Origin of the sequence: Rhizobium sp. RM (assembly GCF_013390595.1) — a bacterium.
Lineage (GTDB): Bacteria > Pseudomonadota > Alphaproteobacteria > Rhizobiales > Rhizobiaceae > Agrobacterium.
The window spans coordinates 878156-892434 of the sequence record NZ_JACAWV010000022.1; the positions used below are offsets into that span (position 1 = coordinate 878156).

The 14279-nt window shown below is 58.1% G+C and carries 9 protein-coding genes and 1 pseudogene; 6 read left to right on the forward strand and 4 right to left on the reverse strand.

Annotation, left to right across the window (positions count from 1 at the left end):
• Nucleotides 1-247 precede the first annotated feature (247 nt).
• Nucleotides 248-2236, reverse strand: a complete 1989-nt coding sequence (gene dnaG, locus HWX89_RS20830) for a DNA primase (RefSeq protein WP_138791042.1) — start codon at nucleotides 2234-2236, stop codon at nucleotides 248-250.
• Here dnaG and HWX89_RS20835 point away from each other — a divergent pair.
• A complete protein-coding gene (locus HWX89_RS20835) occupies nucleotides 2235-2417 on the forward strand; it encodes a hypothetical protein (RefSeq protein WP_138791043.1) in 183 nt (60 codons plus the stop codon). The genes dnaG and HWX89_RS20835 overlap by 2 nt on opposite strands.
• Nucleotides 2418-2610: 193 nt before the next feature.
• Here the strand turns inward: HWX89_RS20835 and HWX89_RS20840 are convergent, their stop codons facing one another.
• The gene (locus HWX89_RS20840) at nucleotides 2611-3060 is read right to left on the reverse strand and encodes a GatB/YqeY domain-containing protein (protein WP_178340888.1); all 450 of its coding nucleotides are present in this window, start codon (nucleotides 3058-3060) and stop codon (nucleotides 2611-2613) included.
• A 326-nt stretch (nucleotides 3061-3386) separates the two neighbouring features.
• Here HWX89_RS20840 and carA point away from each other — a divergent pair, with 326 nt between their 5' ends.
• The gene (gene carA / locus HWX89_RS20845) at nucleotides 3387-4592 is read left to right on the forward strand and encodes a glutamine-hydrolyzing carbamoyl-phosphate synthase small subunit (protein ID WP_138791045.1); all 1206 of its coding nucleotides are present in this window, start codon (nucleotides 3387-3389) and stop codon (nucleotides 4590-4592) included.
• 40 nt (nucleotides 4593-4632) lie between these two features.
• On the opposite strand, the gene HWX89_RS20850 is transcribed toward carA, so the two are convergent.
• Nucleotides 4633-6030 carry an MATE family efflux transporter gene (locus HWX89_RS20850; RefSeq protein ID WP_138791046.1) on the reverse strand — a complete coding sequence of 466 codons (1398 nt, stop codon included), beginning with the start codon at nucleotides 6028-6030 and terminating at the stop codon, nucleotides 4633-4635.
• A gap of 325 nt (nucleotides 6031-6355) precedes the next feature.
• On the opposite strand from HWX89_RS20850, the gene mcpU reads away from it, so the two are divergent.
• Together mcpU and HWX89_RS20860 are read left to right on the forward strand one after the other, a co-directional pair.
• On the forward strand, nucleotides 6356-8449 hold the full coding sequence (gene mcpU, locus HWX89_RS20855) for a methyl-accepting chemotaxis protein McpU (RefSeq protein ID WP_138791047.1): 2094 nt from the start codon (nucleotides 6356-6358) through the stop codon (nucleotides 8447-8449).
• Nucleotides 8450-8579: 130 nt separating this feature from the next.
• Nucleotides 8580-9059 (forward strand): DUF2938 domain-containing protein, encoded by a 480-nt coding sequence (locus HWX89_RS20860; protein ID WP_138791048.1) that lies wholly within the window; start codon nucleotides 8580-8582, stop codon nucleotides 9057-9059.
• A gap of 36 nt (nucleotides 9060-9095) precedes the next feature.
• Here the strand turns inward: HWX89_RS20860 and ypfJ are convergent, their stop codons facing one another.
• Nucleotides 9096-10013: a KPN_02809 family neutral zinc metallopeptidase gene (gene ypfJ, locus HWX89_RS20865; protein ID WP_138791049.1), complete on the reverse strand. Its 918-nt coding sequence runs from the start codon at nucleotides 10011-10013 to the stop codon at nucleotides 9096-9098.
• A 274-nt stretch (nucleotides 10014-10287) separates the two neighbouring features.
• Here ypfJ and HWX89_RS20870 point away from each other — a divergent pair.
• Both HWX89_RS20870 and carB read left to right on the forward strand, forming a co-directional pair.
• Nucleotides 10288-10584 (forward strand): annotated as a pseudogene (locus HWX89_RS20870) (LytTR family DNA-binding domain-containing protein); the annotation flags it as partial.
• Nucleotides 10585-10739: 155 nt separating this feature from the next.
• On the forward strand, nucleotides 10740-14225 hold the full coding sequence (gene carB, locus HWX89_RS20875; RefSeq protein WP_138791051.1) for a carbamoyl-phosphate synthase large subunit: 3486 nt from the start codon (nucleotides 10740-10742) through the stop codon (nucleotides 14223-14225).
• Nucleotides 14226-14279: the final 54 nt, after the last annotated feature.

The following is a 14279-nucleotide window of genomic DNA, read 5'->3' on the forward strand; positions in this document are numbered from 1 at the left end:
AGTGCATCTGGAAATGCTTGCTCATGCAATTTCGATCCACCAAGGCCCAATCCATCTTATTTTCCTGAAACGGTGATTCCCGCTATTTTTCGCCCCGTCAAGCCTCTGAGGGCAAGACAGGCACGGAAATTCCGAAAAAGGCCGCATTTTGCGGGTTATCACCAGACTATCCCCTATTTAGGATGCCTGCCGCAAAAGGCAACCCCACTCGCGCCTCCAATTCGATTTCCCGGTTCGACGCTCTCACTCAACCATGCCCGAAAGCCGGCCCCTTGACGCGGCCAGACATGACACCGAACCCGTCGATAATCGCCTCCTGATTTTCCATACGACCAATTTCAAGCTGAACTTCGGCAAGTGCACGCACAAGAAGTGTGCCGCGCTCGTCATCCGTTGCTTCGGCAATCTCGCGCTCCAGTTCCCGCTTCTGCCAGAGAAGAGACTTGGTCCGCTTGTGCAGGGACAGCGCCTGAACATATCCCTCGCGAGCGTCCTCAAGCGCCGCCTGCTCGGTCGCCGTCCACAGACGCGCATTGCGAACCTGTTGATCCATTGTCTTCAACAGCGGTTCGAAATCCTGCTGCCCCAGACGCTCCACCAGACCGGCTCGCGAGATGTCCGCAGCGCTTTCGGCCGCATAGGTCAGAACCGCCGACCAAAGCCTTTGAAGATCGCGGTTTTCGAAATCGATGGCGGCAATCTCGTCATATTCTTCCAGCAGGAGTTCCGGATGGTTGACGATGGTAATGGCCAGCACGCTTTCACGCAGCGACGGCTTCGTCTGGTATCCCTTGACCAGGCCGGATTGTACCAGCCTGTCGGAAATCGAACTTGTAGGCGCAGTCATGGCGCCACCCCTACCGCCAGCGCCGCGCTGGAAACCTCGACCCGAACCACCCGCACCGCCGTTGCGGCGGAATGTGTTGCCGGCGTTTCCACCTTGCTGAAAACGCGGCTGGAAGAACGCGCTCAACCGATCGCGCATATCCTGCTGGTAAAAGCGACGCACCGCCTCGTCGGCAATGACGGCCACGATCTGCCGCAAACGGTTTTCAAGCTGGGCACGTTTTTCAGGCGTATCAAAGGTTACCGACGACGTTTCACGGCTCCAGATCATCGCCGCCAGCGGCTTTGCTTCGGAAAGCACCCTATCAAAAGGCGCCCGGCCCTCCAGCTTCACAAGATCATCCGGGTCCTTGCCGTCAGGCAAAAGGGCAAAGCTCACGGAACGGTCTGGTTTGATATGTGGCAGAGCCAGATCGGCTGCGCGATTGGCAGCGCGGATACCGGCGCCATCACCATCGAAGCACAGGATCGGCTGTGGCGACATTTTCCAGAGCAATTCGAGCTGGTTCTCGGTCAGCGCAGTGCCAAGCGGAGCAACGGCGTTTTCAACGCCCGCCTGATAGAGCGCAATGACGTCCATATAACCTTCAACGGCGATCACCGTGCCACCGGCGGCCTGAGAGGCGCGGCGCGCACGGGCGAAATTGTAAAGGACGTTGCCCTTGTGGAAGAGTTCCGTCTCGTTGGAGTTGAGATACTTCGCCAGCGCATCTGCGGCCATCGCGCGGCCACCGAACGCAATGACCTTTTCCCGTGAGGAGAGGATCGGGAACATGATGCGGTCACGGAAACGGTCGTAGGAAACCGGTACATTCTCGTGCACGACAAGGCCGCAGGCCTCCATCTGCTCTTTCGACACACCCTTGCTGGCAAGATGCTCCTTCAAGGCATTCCGGCTTTCCGGCGCATACCCCAGACGGAAGGTTTCAATCGTGCGTCCCGTCAAGCCACGATCGCGCAGATAGGCCCTTGCCCGCGCCCCCGCCGACGTCTGGAGCTGATCCTGAAAGAACAGCGTCGCCATTTCCATGACATCCTGCAGGGAGGTGCGCTCGCGTTCGCGTCGCTCCGCCTGCAAATCCGGTTGCGGCATCGCAATGCCCGCCATGTCGGCAATCTGCTGCACCGCCTCGGGAAAGCTCAGGCCCTCAAGGTCGGTGAGGAACCGAAAATGATCGCCGGAAACGCCGCATCCGAAACAATGGTAACGGCCCTTGCGGTCTTCACAGTGAAAACTCGGGCTCTTTTCCCCATGAAACGGGCAGCATGCCCAATAGTCACCGCGCGAGGTATTGGTCTTCTTCTTGTCCCAGGACACACGACGCCCAATCACATCGGAGATGTGCACGCGGTCGCGAATCTCATCGAGAAAAGAATTGGAAAAGCGCATGGGTTACCTGTTCGAGGCCAGTCTTTCATATAAGCGCACAACGGCACCGATACCAAACTTTAAGATAAAGAATTCCCGCTATTCACAGGCAGCAAAAACCAGGGCCGCTTCGCCTTTGCTCTGGCATCCGGCGAATTTGTGGCGGCGCAACATCGGCAAAAATTATGTTTTTGTAATTTGAGCGTGCGGGAACCCCGCGGTAAAACCTCACATACAGGCAGCGTTACTTAGCTGCTGGCGAAGCAGGTACGTCCCCCGAAAAATTACCTGCGACAGACAGTGCTCTTTATCCGCCGGAGCGCAGAGCGCCAGCAGAAAAAAGGCAGGGCAGCCCACATCTGCCCTGCCTTTATTTTTTTGAGCTTGAAGTAACGTTACTTCAAAAGGTCCTTCACGACGCCGGAAGCCTTCGCAAAGTCGATCTGCCCAGGGTAACGCTCCTTGAGCGCATTCATGCATTTGCCCATGTCGCGCAGACCAGCAGCACCCGTCTCGGCGATAACAGCCTGGCAGAGTTCACGGACCTTCTCCGCCGGAATTTCCTCCGGCATGAATTCCTTGATGATGACGATCTCTTCGCGCTCCTGCGCGGCCAGTTCGGCGCGACCGGCACCGTCATAGATATTGGCCGATTCTTCGCGCTGCTTGACCATCTTGGTCAGGATTTGCATGATTTCGTCATCGCTGACAGGGTCCTTGCCCACGCCGCGATTGGCGATATCACGATCCTTGATGGCGGCCTGGATCAGTCGCACGGTGGACGTACGTCTGGAATCACGCGCCTTCAGAGCGTCCTTCAAAGCATTTGCGAACACGTCGCGCATCATTTCTTCTTCTCCTTGGGAAAGCATATTTTGCGCCGTGTGGCGCACGAACTTTCCGCCTTATTTTTTGGAACGACATAAACGAGCAAACAAGGCCCGGCAAATCAATTGCGTAAGACCTTGAAAACACGAGGGTTTAAATCCGCGTGAATCGTGAGCCTACGGTTGACCGCGTGGGCTCCTTTCGTTATTTTCCGGCACCTGCACGAGATTTTAACGAAGGGTTGAAACGCGAGGTTTTCGCGCGCCCTTGCCTGCGACCAAAAATGGCCACTTACCCCCTGCCTTTCAAGAGGCGGGGTGCGAAGCGGCAGAAACGGAACGAGATGACCGAGACAGCTCCCTGGACTACCCGCAAACCAACCGCAATGCTTGTTCTTGCCGATGGCACAGTGATCGAGGGAACCGGTATCGGCGCAACCGGCAAGGTGCAGGCTGAAGTCTGCTTCAACACGGCTCTGACCGGCTACGAAGAAATCCTTACTGATCCTTCTTACCTCGGCCAGATCGTTACCTTCACCTTCCCGCATATCGGCAATGTCGGCACCAACGAAGAAGACATCGAAGACCTGACGCCAGCCGCTCGTCGCGGCGCAGTTGGCGTGATCTTCAAGGCTGACATCACCGATCCTTCCAACTTCCGCGCCGTCAAGCATCTCGATGCATGGCTGAAGGCACGCGGCGTCATCGGCCTTTGCGGCATCGATACGCGCGCCCTGACAGCCTGGATTCGTGAGCACGGCGCACCGAACGCCGTCATCGCCCATGACCCGAACGGCGTTTTCGATATCGAAGCCTTGAAGGCTGAAGCGAAGGCCTGGAGCGGTCTTGTTGGCCTCGACCTCGCGATCGAAGCAACCTCCGGCCAGTCATCCACATGGACGGAAACCCCATGGGTCTGGAACCAGGGTTACGGCACGCTCGGTGAAGCCGATGCCAAGTATCACGTCGTCTGCGTCGATTTCGGTGTGAAGCGCAACATCCTGCGCCTCTTCGCCGGCCTTGATTGCAAGGTCACGGTTGTTCCGGCACAGACCTCGGCAGAAGACATTCTGGCTCTGAAGCCGGATGGCGTATTCCTCTCCAACGGCCCTGGCGACCCGGCCGCAACCGGCGAATATGCCGTTCCGGTCATCCAGAACCTCATCAAGAGCGAATTGCCGATCTTCGGTATCTGCCTTGGCCACCAGATGCTCGGCCTCGCCGTTGGCGCCAAGACCGAGAAGATGCATCAGGGTCACCACGGCGCGAACCACCCGGTCAAGGACTTCACCACCGGCAAGGTGGAAATCGTTTCCATGAACCACGGCTTCGCGGTCGACACGAAATCTCTGCCTGACGGCATTGAAGAGACTCACATCTCCCTGTTCGACGGCACCAATTGCGGCCTGCGCATCGTTGGCAAGCCGGTCTTCTCGGTTCAGCATCATCCCGAAGCTTCGCCCGGCCCGCAGGACAGCCACTACCTGTTCCGTCGCTTCGTCAACCTGCTGCGTGAGAAGAAGGGCGAACCGGCACTCGCAGAGCGTTGATCCGGATCGATCAAATCATGAAATCAGAAACGGCCCGCTTTTAGCGGGCCGTTTTCATTTCATGCTTTACCAGAATGACAAACCGGATCGTCAGCAGAATGGCGGCGGTCGATAGGCCGATCAGAAAGCCGAACCAGATGCCCCGCCCGCCGAGCCCGAATGGAAAAGCCATGGTCCAGGCCAGCGCCAGCCCGATTGGCCAATAGGAAACCAGTGCCAGCATTGCCGGGATACGGGCATCCTTCAGTCCCCTAAGGAGACCGGCGGCAACCGCCTGAATACCGTCGACAAGCTGAAACACACCGGCAATCACCACAAGCCCGCTGGCATAGGCAAGCACCTCAGGCGCTTCTGGCAATTTCGCGTCGAGGAACCACTGCGCGAGGAACTGCGGAGCCATTGCAAACAGGATACCGCCGCACAATGCAATCGCACAGGCAATGACATAAACAGTCACCGCCGCCCGCACCAGAGCGGTATAATCGCGCTGGCCACGTGCAATCCCGACCCTGACCGTCGCCGCCTGAGACAGACCAAGCGGGATCATGAAGGCGATGGACGCCAGTTGAAGCGCGATGCCGTGGGCAGCCAGTTCGACAGTGCCGATTTGCCCCATGAGGATCGAAGCCGCAGCAAACAGCGTCACCTCGGCAAGGATGGTGATGCTGATGGGCAGCCCGAGACGCAGCACTTCCCACAAAGCGTGCCAGTCCGGCCTCCAGAAGCGGACAAACAGTTCATATTGCCGCGTCTCGTCACGCGTCTGCACGTAACCGACGATAAAGATAAAACTGAAAGCGTTGACGATGACGGCAACGACGGCAGCCCCGTTCATGCCAAGTGCCGGAAGACCGAAATGGCCAAGAACCAGCGCGTAGGCAAACACGCCGTTTATCACCAGCATGATGATAGTGACATAGAGAATGATACCCGCCCGGCCGATCGCGCTGACGAGCCCGCGCAGAACATAAAAAAGCAGGGCCGGCAGAAGCGCAAATTGCGCGATGGCGAGATAATGTCCCGTCAGGGCCGCCACAGCAGGATTCTGGCCGAGGGCGATCAAAATCCGCTCGGCATTGAAAAAGATCGGCAAGGACAAAAACCAGTAGGCGATAGCCACCCACATCCCCATGCGCAGCGACCGGCGCGCAGCCGTCGCATCGCCCTGCCCGTAGGCCTGGGCCACCATCGGCACGACGGCCACGGAGAAGCCGGAACCGAAAATGAAGACAACGAAATAGAACTGCCCGGCAAGCACCATGGCCGCCAGCTTTTCCGCACCGAGCTGACCGACGATCACCATGTCGGTCGTATGGATGCCAAGCTGTGCGAGCTGCGCACCGATGAGCGGAATGCCCAGCGCTAGCGTAGCCCGAAAATGCGAGAACCACGAACCCGTTCCAGAACGAACGGACTCTGTCATAACCGACGAAGACATTTAAATTCACCCGACTGGTAGCCGTCGCCATATTTTCGGAGACGATCAAAGCTCGATGAATAAAATATTCGCTTCCTGCGCGCAAGCGCACCAATCCACGATTAAAATTTATGCAAAACAGCAAAAAACTTGATCTATTCGGACGTAAACTTGGAAAAAATCAAATTTAACTGAATTTTACTAATTTACATTATCAGTTCGATTACCGCTTGAACGCGTATCAAGCTCGGCTGCATGACGCAGAGCGCCCCTGCCTTCCAGGCATGTTTCCCCAACGTTTCCAGAGGCGCCCTTACGTGCGCATTCGCCCCCAAGGACGTGTAGCTTGTCGAAAAAATCCAATCTGATGACGCGCATTCTGCTTGCAGCGTCCCTTCTTGTCGTCGCCGCTTTTGCGGGTTTTTCGGCCTACATCGATAGCTTGCAGCGCAAGGTCACGACCAATTCCGTAGCCGAGAACATTGAGTCCTCCGGAAAGCAGGCCTCACAAAGCATCGCGAACTGGCTGAATGGTCGCATCATGCTGACCGACACGGTCGCCAAGACACTTGGCAAGCTGACCGACGATGGCGCCAAGGTACAGTTCCTGCAAAACGATGTACTGACCGGCCAGTTCATGTCCACCTACTTCGGTGACGCATCGAGCGGCAAGTTCACCACATGGCCCGCACAGCCACTGCCGGCTGACTACGACCCGCGCAAGCGCCCCTGGTATTCGGATGCGGTCAAGGCTGGCAAGCCGGTACTGACCGAACCATACGCCGACGCCTCGACCGGCGGTCTCATCATTACGGCGGCGGTGCCCGTGAACATCAACGGTACGCTTGCAGGCGTGACCGGCAGCGACTTCTCGCTCGACACGCTCGTTACGATGATCAAGTCAGTCGACGCCGGCACGGATGGTTATGCCTTCCTCGTCAGCAAGGATGGCAAAATCCTGATCCACCCGGATGCGAAATTCGTCGGCAAGCCGATGACCGATCTCTTCAAAGTCAATACGCCGGCAATTTCCTCGGCAATCTCGGAAACCGATATTGACGGCAAGGGCAAGATCACCAGCTTCATTCCTGTTGCCGGTCTGCCGTCTGTCGAATGGTATCTTGGCTTCGTTGTCGACTCCGATCTTGCCTATAGCGCGATTGGACAGTTCCGCATTGCGGCCACTGTCGCAACGATCCTGGCCGTTGTCGTCATGATCGGCCTGCTGGCCACCCTGCTCAGCAGGATCGTCATCCGTCCGGTCACGCAGATGACCGCAGCGATGGAAGGCCTTGCAGCCGGCAACCTCGACGCTGCCATTCCAGGTCAGGAACGAACCGATCAGATCGGCTCCATGGCAGCCGCCGTTGCAGTGTTCCGCTCTAACGCCCTTGAACGCCTGCGCCTTGAGGACAATGCCAAGCACACCCGCAATCTCTCCGAGCAGGAACGCAACGAGCGCGAAAGACTGGCGGCCAAGGACGCACAGGACATTCAGTTCGCAGTCGATGCCCTGGCAACAGGCCTTGCACATCTGTCGGAAGGCGACCTTAATTACCGCATCCAGACGCCATTCGTAACGCGTATCGACCGTTTGCGCAGCGACTTCAATAACTCCGTCGCCAAGCTGAACGCGGCGCTGATCACTGTCGGCCAGAATGCCCGCGCCATTGATGCCGGTGCCACTGAGATCCGCCAGTCGGCCGACGATCTGGCGCGGCGCACCGAACAGCAGGCTGCCTCTGTTGAAGAAACCGCTGCGGCACTGGAAGAAATCACCACCACAGTCAAGGATTCCGCACACCGTGCGGAGGAAGTCGGTCGCCTGGTCGAGCGCACCCGCAACAATGCCGAACAATCCGGCGTGATCGTCGGCGATGCTGTTCGGGCTATGGAAGGCATCGAAAGCTCGTCGTCGGAAATCTCCAAGATCATTGGCGTGATCGACGATATCGCCTTCCAGACCAACCTTCTGGCTCTGAATGCCGGCGTTGAAGCCGCACGCGCTGGCGAGGCCGGCAAAGGCTTCGCTGTCGTGGCTCAGGAAGTCCGCGAACTTGCGCAGCGTTCCGCCAATGCGGCGAAGGAAATCAAGACGCTGATCAACACATCGACATCGCAGGTCCAGTCTGGTGTCGACCTGGTCGGCAACGCTGGAAAGGCCTTGGAAACGATCGTCCGCGAAGTGCAGGAAATCAACCGGCACATCAACGCGATCGTTACCGCCTCGCGCGAACAGTCGACAGGTCTTCAGGAAATCAATACCGCCATCAACACCATCGACCAGGGCACGCAGCAGAATGCCGCCATGGTCGAAGAGCAGACGGCGGCAAGCCACGGCCTGGCCACAGAAGCGGCCGCCCTCAATGAGCTGCTGGCACAGTTCAAGCTGGAAGCCGAACGTTACGGCTCCGCCTCCAGCTATGGGCGCGCAGCGTAAAAAAGACGCATGAGACAAAGGAATGGCCGGAGTGATCCGGCCATTTTTATTTCAACTGTGTCGGGAAAACTCTCTTCTGCCCCAAGACTCTCCTGTAGACAGGAGAGGTAGACGTTGATGGAGGAAACGCATGTTTGAAGTGTTGTGGCGCGGCGTGTTGATGGGGATTGGCGGAACCGTCTTCATGGACATCTGGGCGATTGTCCTGCACCGATTTTTCGGCCAGCCGGCACCAAACTGGGCACCCGTCGGCCGCTGGTTCTGGCATGTGCCGAAAGGCAGGGTCTTCCATGACAGCATCGCCAATGCCGCGCCTTATGAACACGAGCTGACGCTCGGCTGGATTTCACACTACGCCGTAGGCATCCTCTACGGCATCATTCTGGCGCTCGTGGTTCCGGCGTCGTGGTTCGCGAACCCGACTTTCCTCCTGCCCTGGATCGTTGGCATCATAACCGTCGGCGCTGGCTGGTTCCTGCTGCAGCCCGGCCTTGGCATCGGCTGGGCAGCCTCGAAAACACCCAATCCTAACAAGGTCCGTTTCCTGAACCTGGTTGCCCACACCATCTTCGCACTCGGCATGTACGTTGTGGCGCTGTTGATCCGGTAAAGAAAAGGGGCCGAATGGCCCCTTTCTGTATCTTGGTCAGATATCGGCCGAGAATGTATCACAATCCTCGACACGACCGTTCTGGAAACCACGCTTGAACCATTCCGCGCGTTGGGCCGATGTACCGTGGTTGAAGCTGTCCGGTACCACATAACCCTGCGTCTGCTTCTGCAACGTGTCGTCACCGATCTGGTGAGCGGCATTGAGCGCCTCTTCCAGATCGCCGGTCTCCAGAATGCCCTTCTGCTCGGTGAACTTACCCCAGATACCCGCGTAGCAGTCCGCCTGAAGTTCAACGCGGACCGACATGCGGTTGGCATCGACCTGGCTCATCGACTGACGGCGACGATTGAATTCCGGCAACACGCCGGTCAGGTTTTGCACATGGTGACCAACCTCATGGGCAATCACATACGCCTGCGCAAAGTCGCCGGACGCTCCGAAACGCTGATCGAGTTCCTTGAAGAAACTGGTGTCGAGATAGACCTTGCGGTCCGTCGGGCAATAGAATGGCCCGCTTGCTGCCGATGCATAACCGCAAGCCGACGACACCTGCCCAGAAAAGAGCACCAGTGTTGGCTTCTCGTAGGTTTCACCGGCAGACTGGAAAATACCGCTCCAGGTGTCCTCGGTTTCGGCAAGAACCGTCCGAACGAACGCGGTCGTGTCATCGGACGACTGGCCCTGCGGCCGCGTACCGGTCTGTTGCGTCGTACTGCCGCCATCAAGAGAAACATCACCGCCTGAAAGCAGCGTCAGCGGGTTGATGCCAAGCACCCAGCTTATCAGCAGAATAAGCAGAATACCGCCGATCCCGATACCGCCACCGCGCCGGCCAACCGGCACGCGCAATCCACCTCGCCCAAACGGATCGCCACCCGATGAACCCGACCCAGCCGACATTCCGCGCCTGTCTTCAATATTGTCTGACTGGCGGCGCCCTCTCCATTCCATGCTTTTCTCCCGGCGAAGACCGCCTCAATAACCGCTGAACAACGATACTATAACGCATCTTGTTCCCGAAGACAGCAGAGGAGACGGTGTCTTGCGTCATATCGCGTGGGGACGCTGGTACCAGACGGCAAAACAGAAAAACGCGAAGATGATGACGACAGGAAGCAAGGACATGAAATCCACTGGACCTGAACCAAAAACGGCAGCGTGCATTATACGCCCCGGGACGAATGTGAAAGCTCCCGCCACCACGATATACACTCTGCATGATGCGCAAAATAGAGCCGAATTGCTACGGTTATCAGTCCAGGATCACTATACGGATGTTGTAACCACGCGCGGGCATCAACTCGTTCTTCTGCCTTTTGCAGATGCGCTGCGCGAAGTGGGCAATGCGAAGGGATTGCAGGTTCACCGATCTCACTGGATTTCAGATGCGGATGTGATGTCGCTGAAAAAACAGGCCGGACGCCTTTTCATCGTGACCCGGGACGGTTCGGAAATACCCGTCAGTCGGTCCTACAGCGCCCAGGCGCTGGCGCGCTACGCAGACCGTGTACCGATATATTAAGAGTTTCTGTCGATTCCGGAATTTATGGGGTTCCGTTCTCAAAAACATTTGCCTATAAGCCGCTTCTAGCCTGAAAACATTTGAAGTTGCGCGCCCGGCCGGTGAAATCTCACCATGGCCGATTTTTGCGCAACAAAAAAACGGAACGAGAGCCCATGCCGAAGCGCCAAGATATCAAGTCCATTCTTATCATCGGCGCTGGACCGATTGTTATCGGTCAGGCATGTGAATTCGACTATTCCGGCACGCAGGCCTGTAAGGCTCTGAAGGAGGAAGGCTACCGCGTCATCCTCGTCAACTCCAACCCGGCAACGATCATGACCGACCCGGGTCTTGCTGACGCAACCTATGTCGAGCCGATCACACCGGAAGTCGTGGCGAAGATCATTGCCAAGGAGCGCCCGGACGCGCTTCTGCCAACGATGGGCGGCCAGACGGCTCTCAACACTGCCCTCTCCCTGAAGCGCATGGGCGTTCTCGACCGCTACAACGTCGAAATGATCGGCGCCAAGCCGGAAGCCATCGATATGGCTGAAGACCGCGCTCTGTTCCGCGAGGCCATGGCGAGAATTGGCCTTGAAACCCCGCGCTCGATGCTGGCCAATGCCACCGAGATCAAGGACGCCGACCGCAAAAAGCATGAAGCAGCCCGTTCGGAACTGAAAGCCAAGCTTTCCGGCACGGACCTGGACAAGGCGCTTGACGACCTTGAAAACCAGTGGAACCTCGGCGAAACCGATCGCAAGCAGCGTTACATGGCACACGCCATGGCAATTGCAGCACAGGCGATCGACCACGTCGGTCTGCCGGCCATCATCCGCCCGTCCTTCACGCTTGGCGGCACCGGCGGCGGCATTGCCTACAACCGCTCGGAATTCTTCGACATCGTTTCCGGCGGTCTCGACGCATCGCCCACCACCGAAGTTCTGGTCGAAGAATCGGTTCTCGGCTGGAAGGAATATGAAATGGAAGTGGTCCGCGACAAGGCGGACAACTGCATCATCATCTGCTCGATCGAAAACATCGACCCGATGGGTGTCCACACCGGCGACTCCATCACGGTAGCTCCTGCCCTCACGTTGACGGACAAGGAATACCAGATCATGCGTAACGCCTCGATTGCGGTGCTGCGCGAGATTGGCGTTGAAACCGGCGGATCGAACGTCCAGTTCGCCGTCAACCCGAAGGACGGCCGCCTGGTCGTCATCGAAATGAACCCGCGCGTGTCGCGCTCCTCGGCTCTCGCCTCCAAGGCAACCGGCTTCCCGATTGCCAAGATCGCTGCGAAGCTGGCCATTGGCTACACGCTGGACGAACTCGAAAACGACATCACCGGTGGTGCAACCCCTGCTTCGTTCGAACCGTCCATTGACTACGTGGTCACCAAGATCCCGCGTTTCGCCTTCGAAAAGTTCCCTGGCGCCTCTCCGATCCTGACCACCGCCATGAAGTCGGTCGGTGAAGTCATGGCAATCGGCCGTACCTTCGCAGAATCGCTGCAGAAGGCACTGCGCGGTATGGAAACCGGCCTGACCGGTCTCGATGAGATCGAAATCCCCGGCTACGAAGAAGGCGAAGGCTCCAAGAACGCCATTCGCGCGGCCATCGGCACACCGACCCCGGATCGCCTGCGCATGGTCGCTCAGGCACTGCGCATGGGCATGACCGAAGAGGAAGTGCACGAGAACTCCAAGATCGATCCGTGGTTCATCGCCCAGTTCAAGGCAATCGTCGACACGGAAGCGCGTATTCGCGAACATGGCCTGCCGACCGACGCAGAAAACCTGCGTATGCTGAAGGCCATGGGCTTCTCCGATGCCCGCCTGGCAAGCCTGACCAGCAAGCGCCCGAAGGAAGTTGCCGAACTGCGCAACAGCCTGAACGTCCGCCCGGTCTTCAAGCGCATCGACACCTGCGCTGCCGAGTTTGCCTCGCCGACCGCCTACATGTATTCGACCTACGAAACGCCGTTCGTCGGCGCGTTGCGCTCGGAAGCTCAGGTTTCGGATCGCAAGAAAGTCGTGATCCTCGGTGGTGGTCCGAACCGTATCGGCCAGGGCATCGAGTTCGACTATTGCTGCTGCCATGCTGCCTTCGCCCTGAAGGACGCAGGCTTCGAAGCCATCATGATCAACTGCAACCCGGAAACGGTCTCGACGGACTACGACACCTCCGACCGTCTGTATTTCGAGCCGCTGACTGCGGAAGACGTCATCGAAATCATGCGCGCCGAACAGGAAAAGGGTGAACTCGTTGGCGTGATCGTTCAGTTCGGTGGCCAGACGCCACTGAAACTGGCCGAGGCACTCGAGAAGAACGGTATCCCGATCCTCGGCACCGCGCCCGACATGATCGACCTCGCCGAAGACCGCGACCGCTTCCAGAAGCTGCTGATGAAGCTGGACCTCGCCCAGCCGAACAACGGCATTGCTTACTCGGTTGAGCAGGCTCGCCTCGTTGCTTCCGAAATCGGCTTCCCGCTGGTGGTTCGCCCATCCTACGTTCTCGGTGGCCGCGCCATGCAGATCATTCATTCGGAAGGCCAGCTCCAGACCTACCTGCTGGATACGGTTCCGGGCCTCGTTCCGGAAGATATCAAGCAGCGCTACCCGAACGACAAGACCGGCCAGATCAACACCCTGCTTGGCAAGAACCCGCTGCTGTTCGATAGCTACCTGACGAACGCTGTTGAAGTTGACGTCGACGCACTGTGCGATGGCGAAAGCGTCTTCGTATCCGGCATCATGGAACACATCGAAGAAGCCGGCATCCATTCCGGTGACTCCGCCTGCTCGCTTCCGGTTCGCTCTCTGTCGAAGGAGATTGTGGACGAACTGGAGCGCCAGACGACAGCTCTTGCCAAGGCATTGAATGTCGGCGGCCTGATGAACGTTCAGTACGCCATCAAGGACGGCACGATCTACGTCCTGGAGGTCAACCCGCGCGCCTCGCGTACGGTGCCTTTCGTCGCCAAGACCATCGGCGCACCGATCGCCAAGATCGCCGCCCGCGTCATGGCTGGTGAAAAGCTCGATCCGGCGATTGCTGCTTATGGCGAAAAGCCAGATCCGCGCAACCTGAAGCATATTGCCGTCAAGGAGGCCGTATTCCCGTTCGCGCGCTTCCCCGGCGTCGATATCCTACTTGGACCGGAAATGCGCTCCACGGGTGAAGTTATCGGTCTCGACACCGACTTCGCACTGGCATTCGCGAAGAGCCAGCTCGGTGCAGGCGTCGACCTGCCACGTTCTGGTGCAGTGTTCGTATCGGTGCGTGACGAGGACAAGGAACGCGTTCTGCCGGCGATCCGCATTCTCGTTGAGATCGGCTTCAAGGTTCTGGCGACCGGCGGCACGCAACGCTTCCTCGCCGAGCAGGGCATCAATGCCGAGAAGATCAACAAGGTGCAGGAAGGCCGTCCGCATATCGAGGACGCCATCCGTAACCGTCAGGTTCAGCTCGTCATCAACACCACCGACAGCAACAAGGCGATCTCCGACTCCAAGTCGCTGCGTCGCGCCACGCTGATGCAGAAGGTGCCCTACTACACCACCATGGCTGGCGCCGAAGCCGCCGCACTGGCGATCAAGGCTCTCAAGGCCGGCAATCTGGAAGTGAAGCCGCTGCAAAGCTACTTCTGAGCGACTGTGATATAAGAAACCGGCCAGCAGCAATGTTGGCCGGTTTTGTTTTGT

Excerpts from the sequence above, each read along its gene's own strand:
- HWX89_RS20835 (WP_138791043.1), top strand. The coding sequence starts at position 2,235 with ATGGGTTACCTGTTCGAGGCCAGTCTTTCATATAAGCGCACAACGGCA.
- HWX89_RS20840 (WP_178340888.1), bottom strand. The coding sequence starts at position 3,060 with ATGCGCGACGTGTTCGCAAATGCTTTGAAGGACGCTCTGAAGGCGCGT.
- dnaG (WP_138791042.1), bottom strand. The coding sequence starts at position 2,236 with ATGCGCTTTTCCAATTCTTTTCTCGATGAGATTCGCGACCGCGTGCAC.
- carB (WP_138791051.1), top strand. The coding sequence starts at position 10,740 with ATGCCGAAGCGCCAAGATATCAAGTCCATTCTTATCATCGGCGCTGGA.
- HWX89_RS20860 (WP_138791048.1), top strand. The coding sequence starts at position 8,580 with ATGTTTGAAGTGTTGTGGCGCGGCGTGTTGATGGGGATTGGCGGAACC.
- HWX89_RS20850 (WP_138791046.1), bottom strand. The coding sequence starts at position 6,030 with ATGTCTTCGTCGGTTATGACAGAGTCCGTTCGTTCTGGAACGGGTTCG.
- ypfJ (WP_138791049.1), bottom strand. The coding sequence starts at position 10,013 with ATGGAATGGAGAGGGCGCCGCCAGTCAGACAATATTGAAGACAGGCGC.
- carA (WP_138791045.1), top strand. The coding sequence starts at position 3,387 with ATGACCGAGACAGCTCCCTGGACTACCCGCAAACCAACCGCAATGCTT.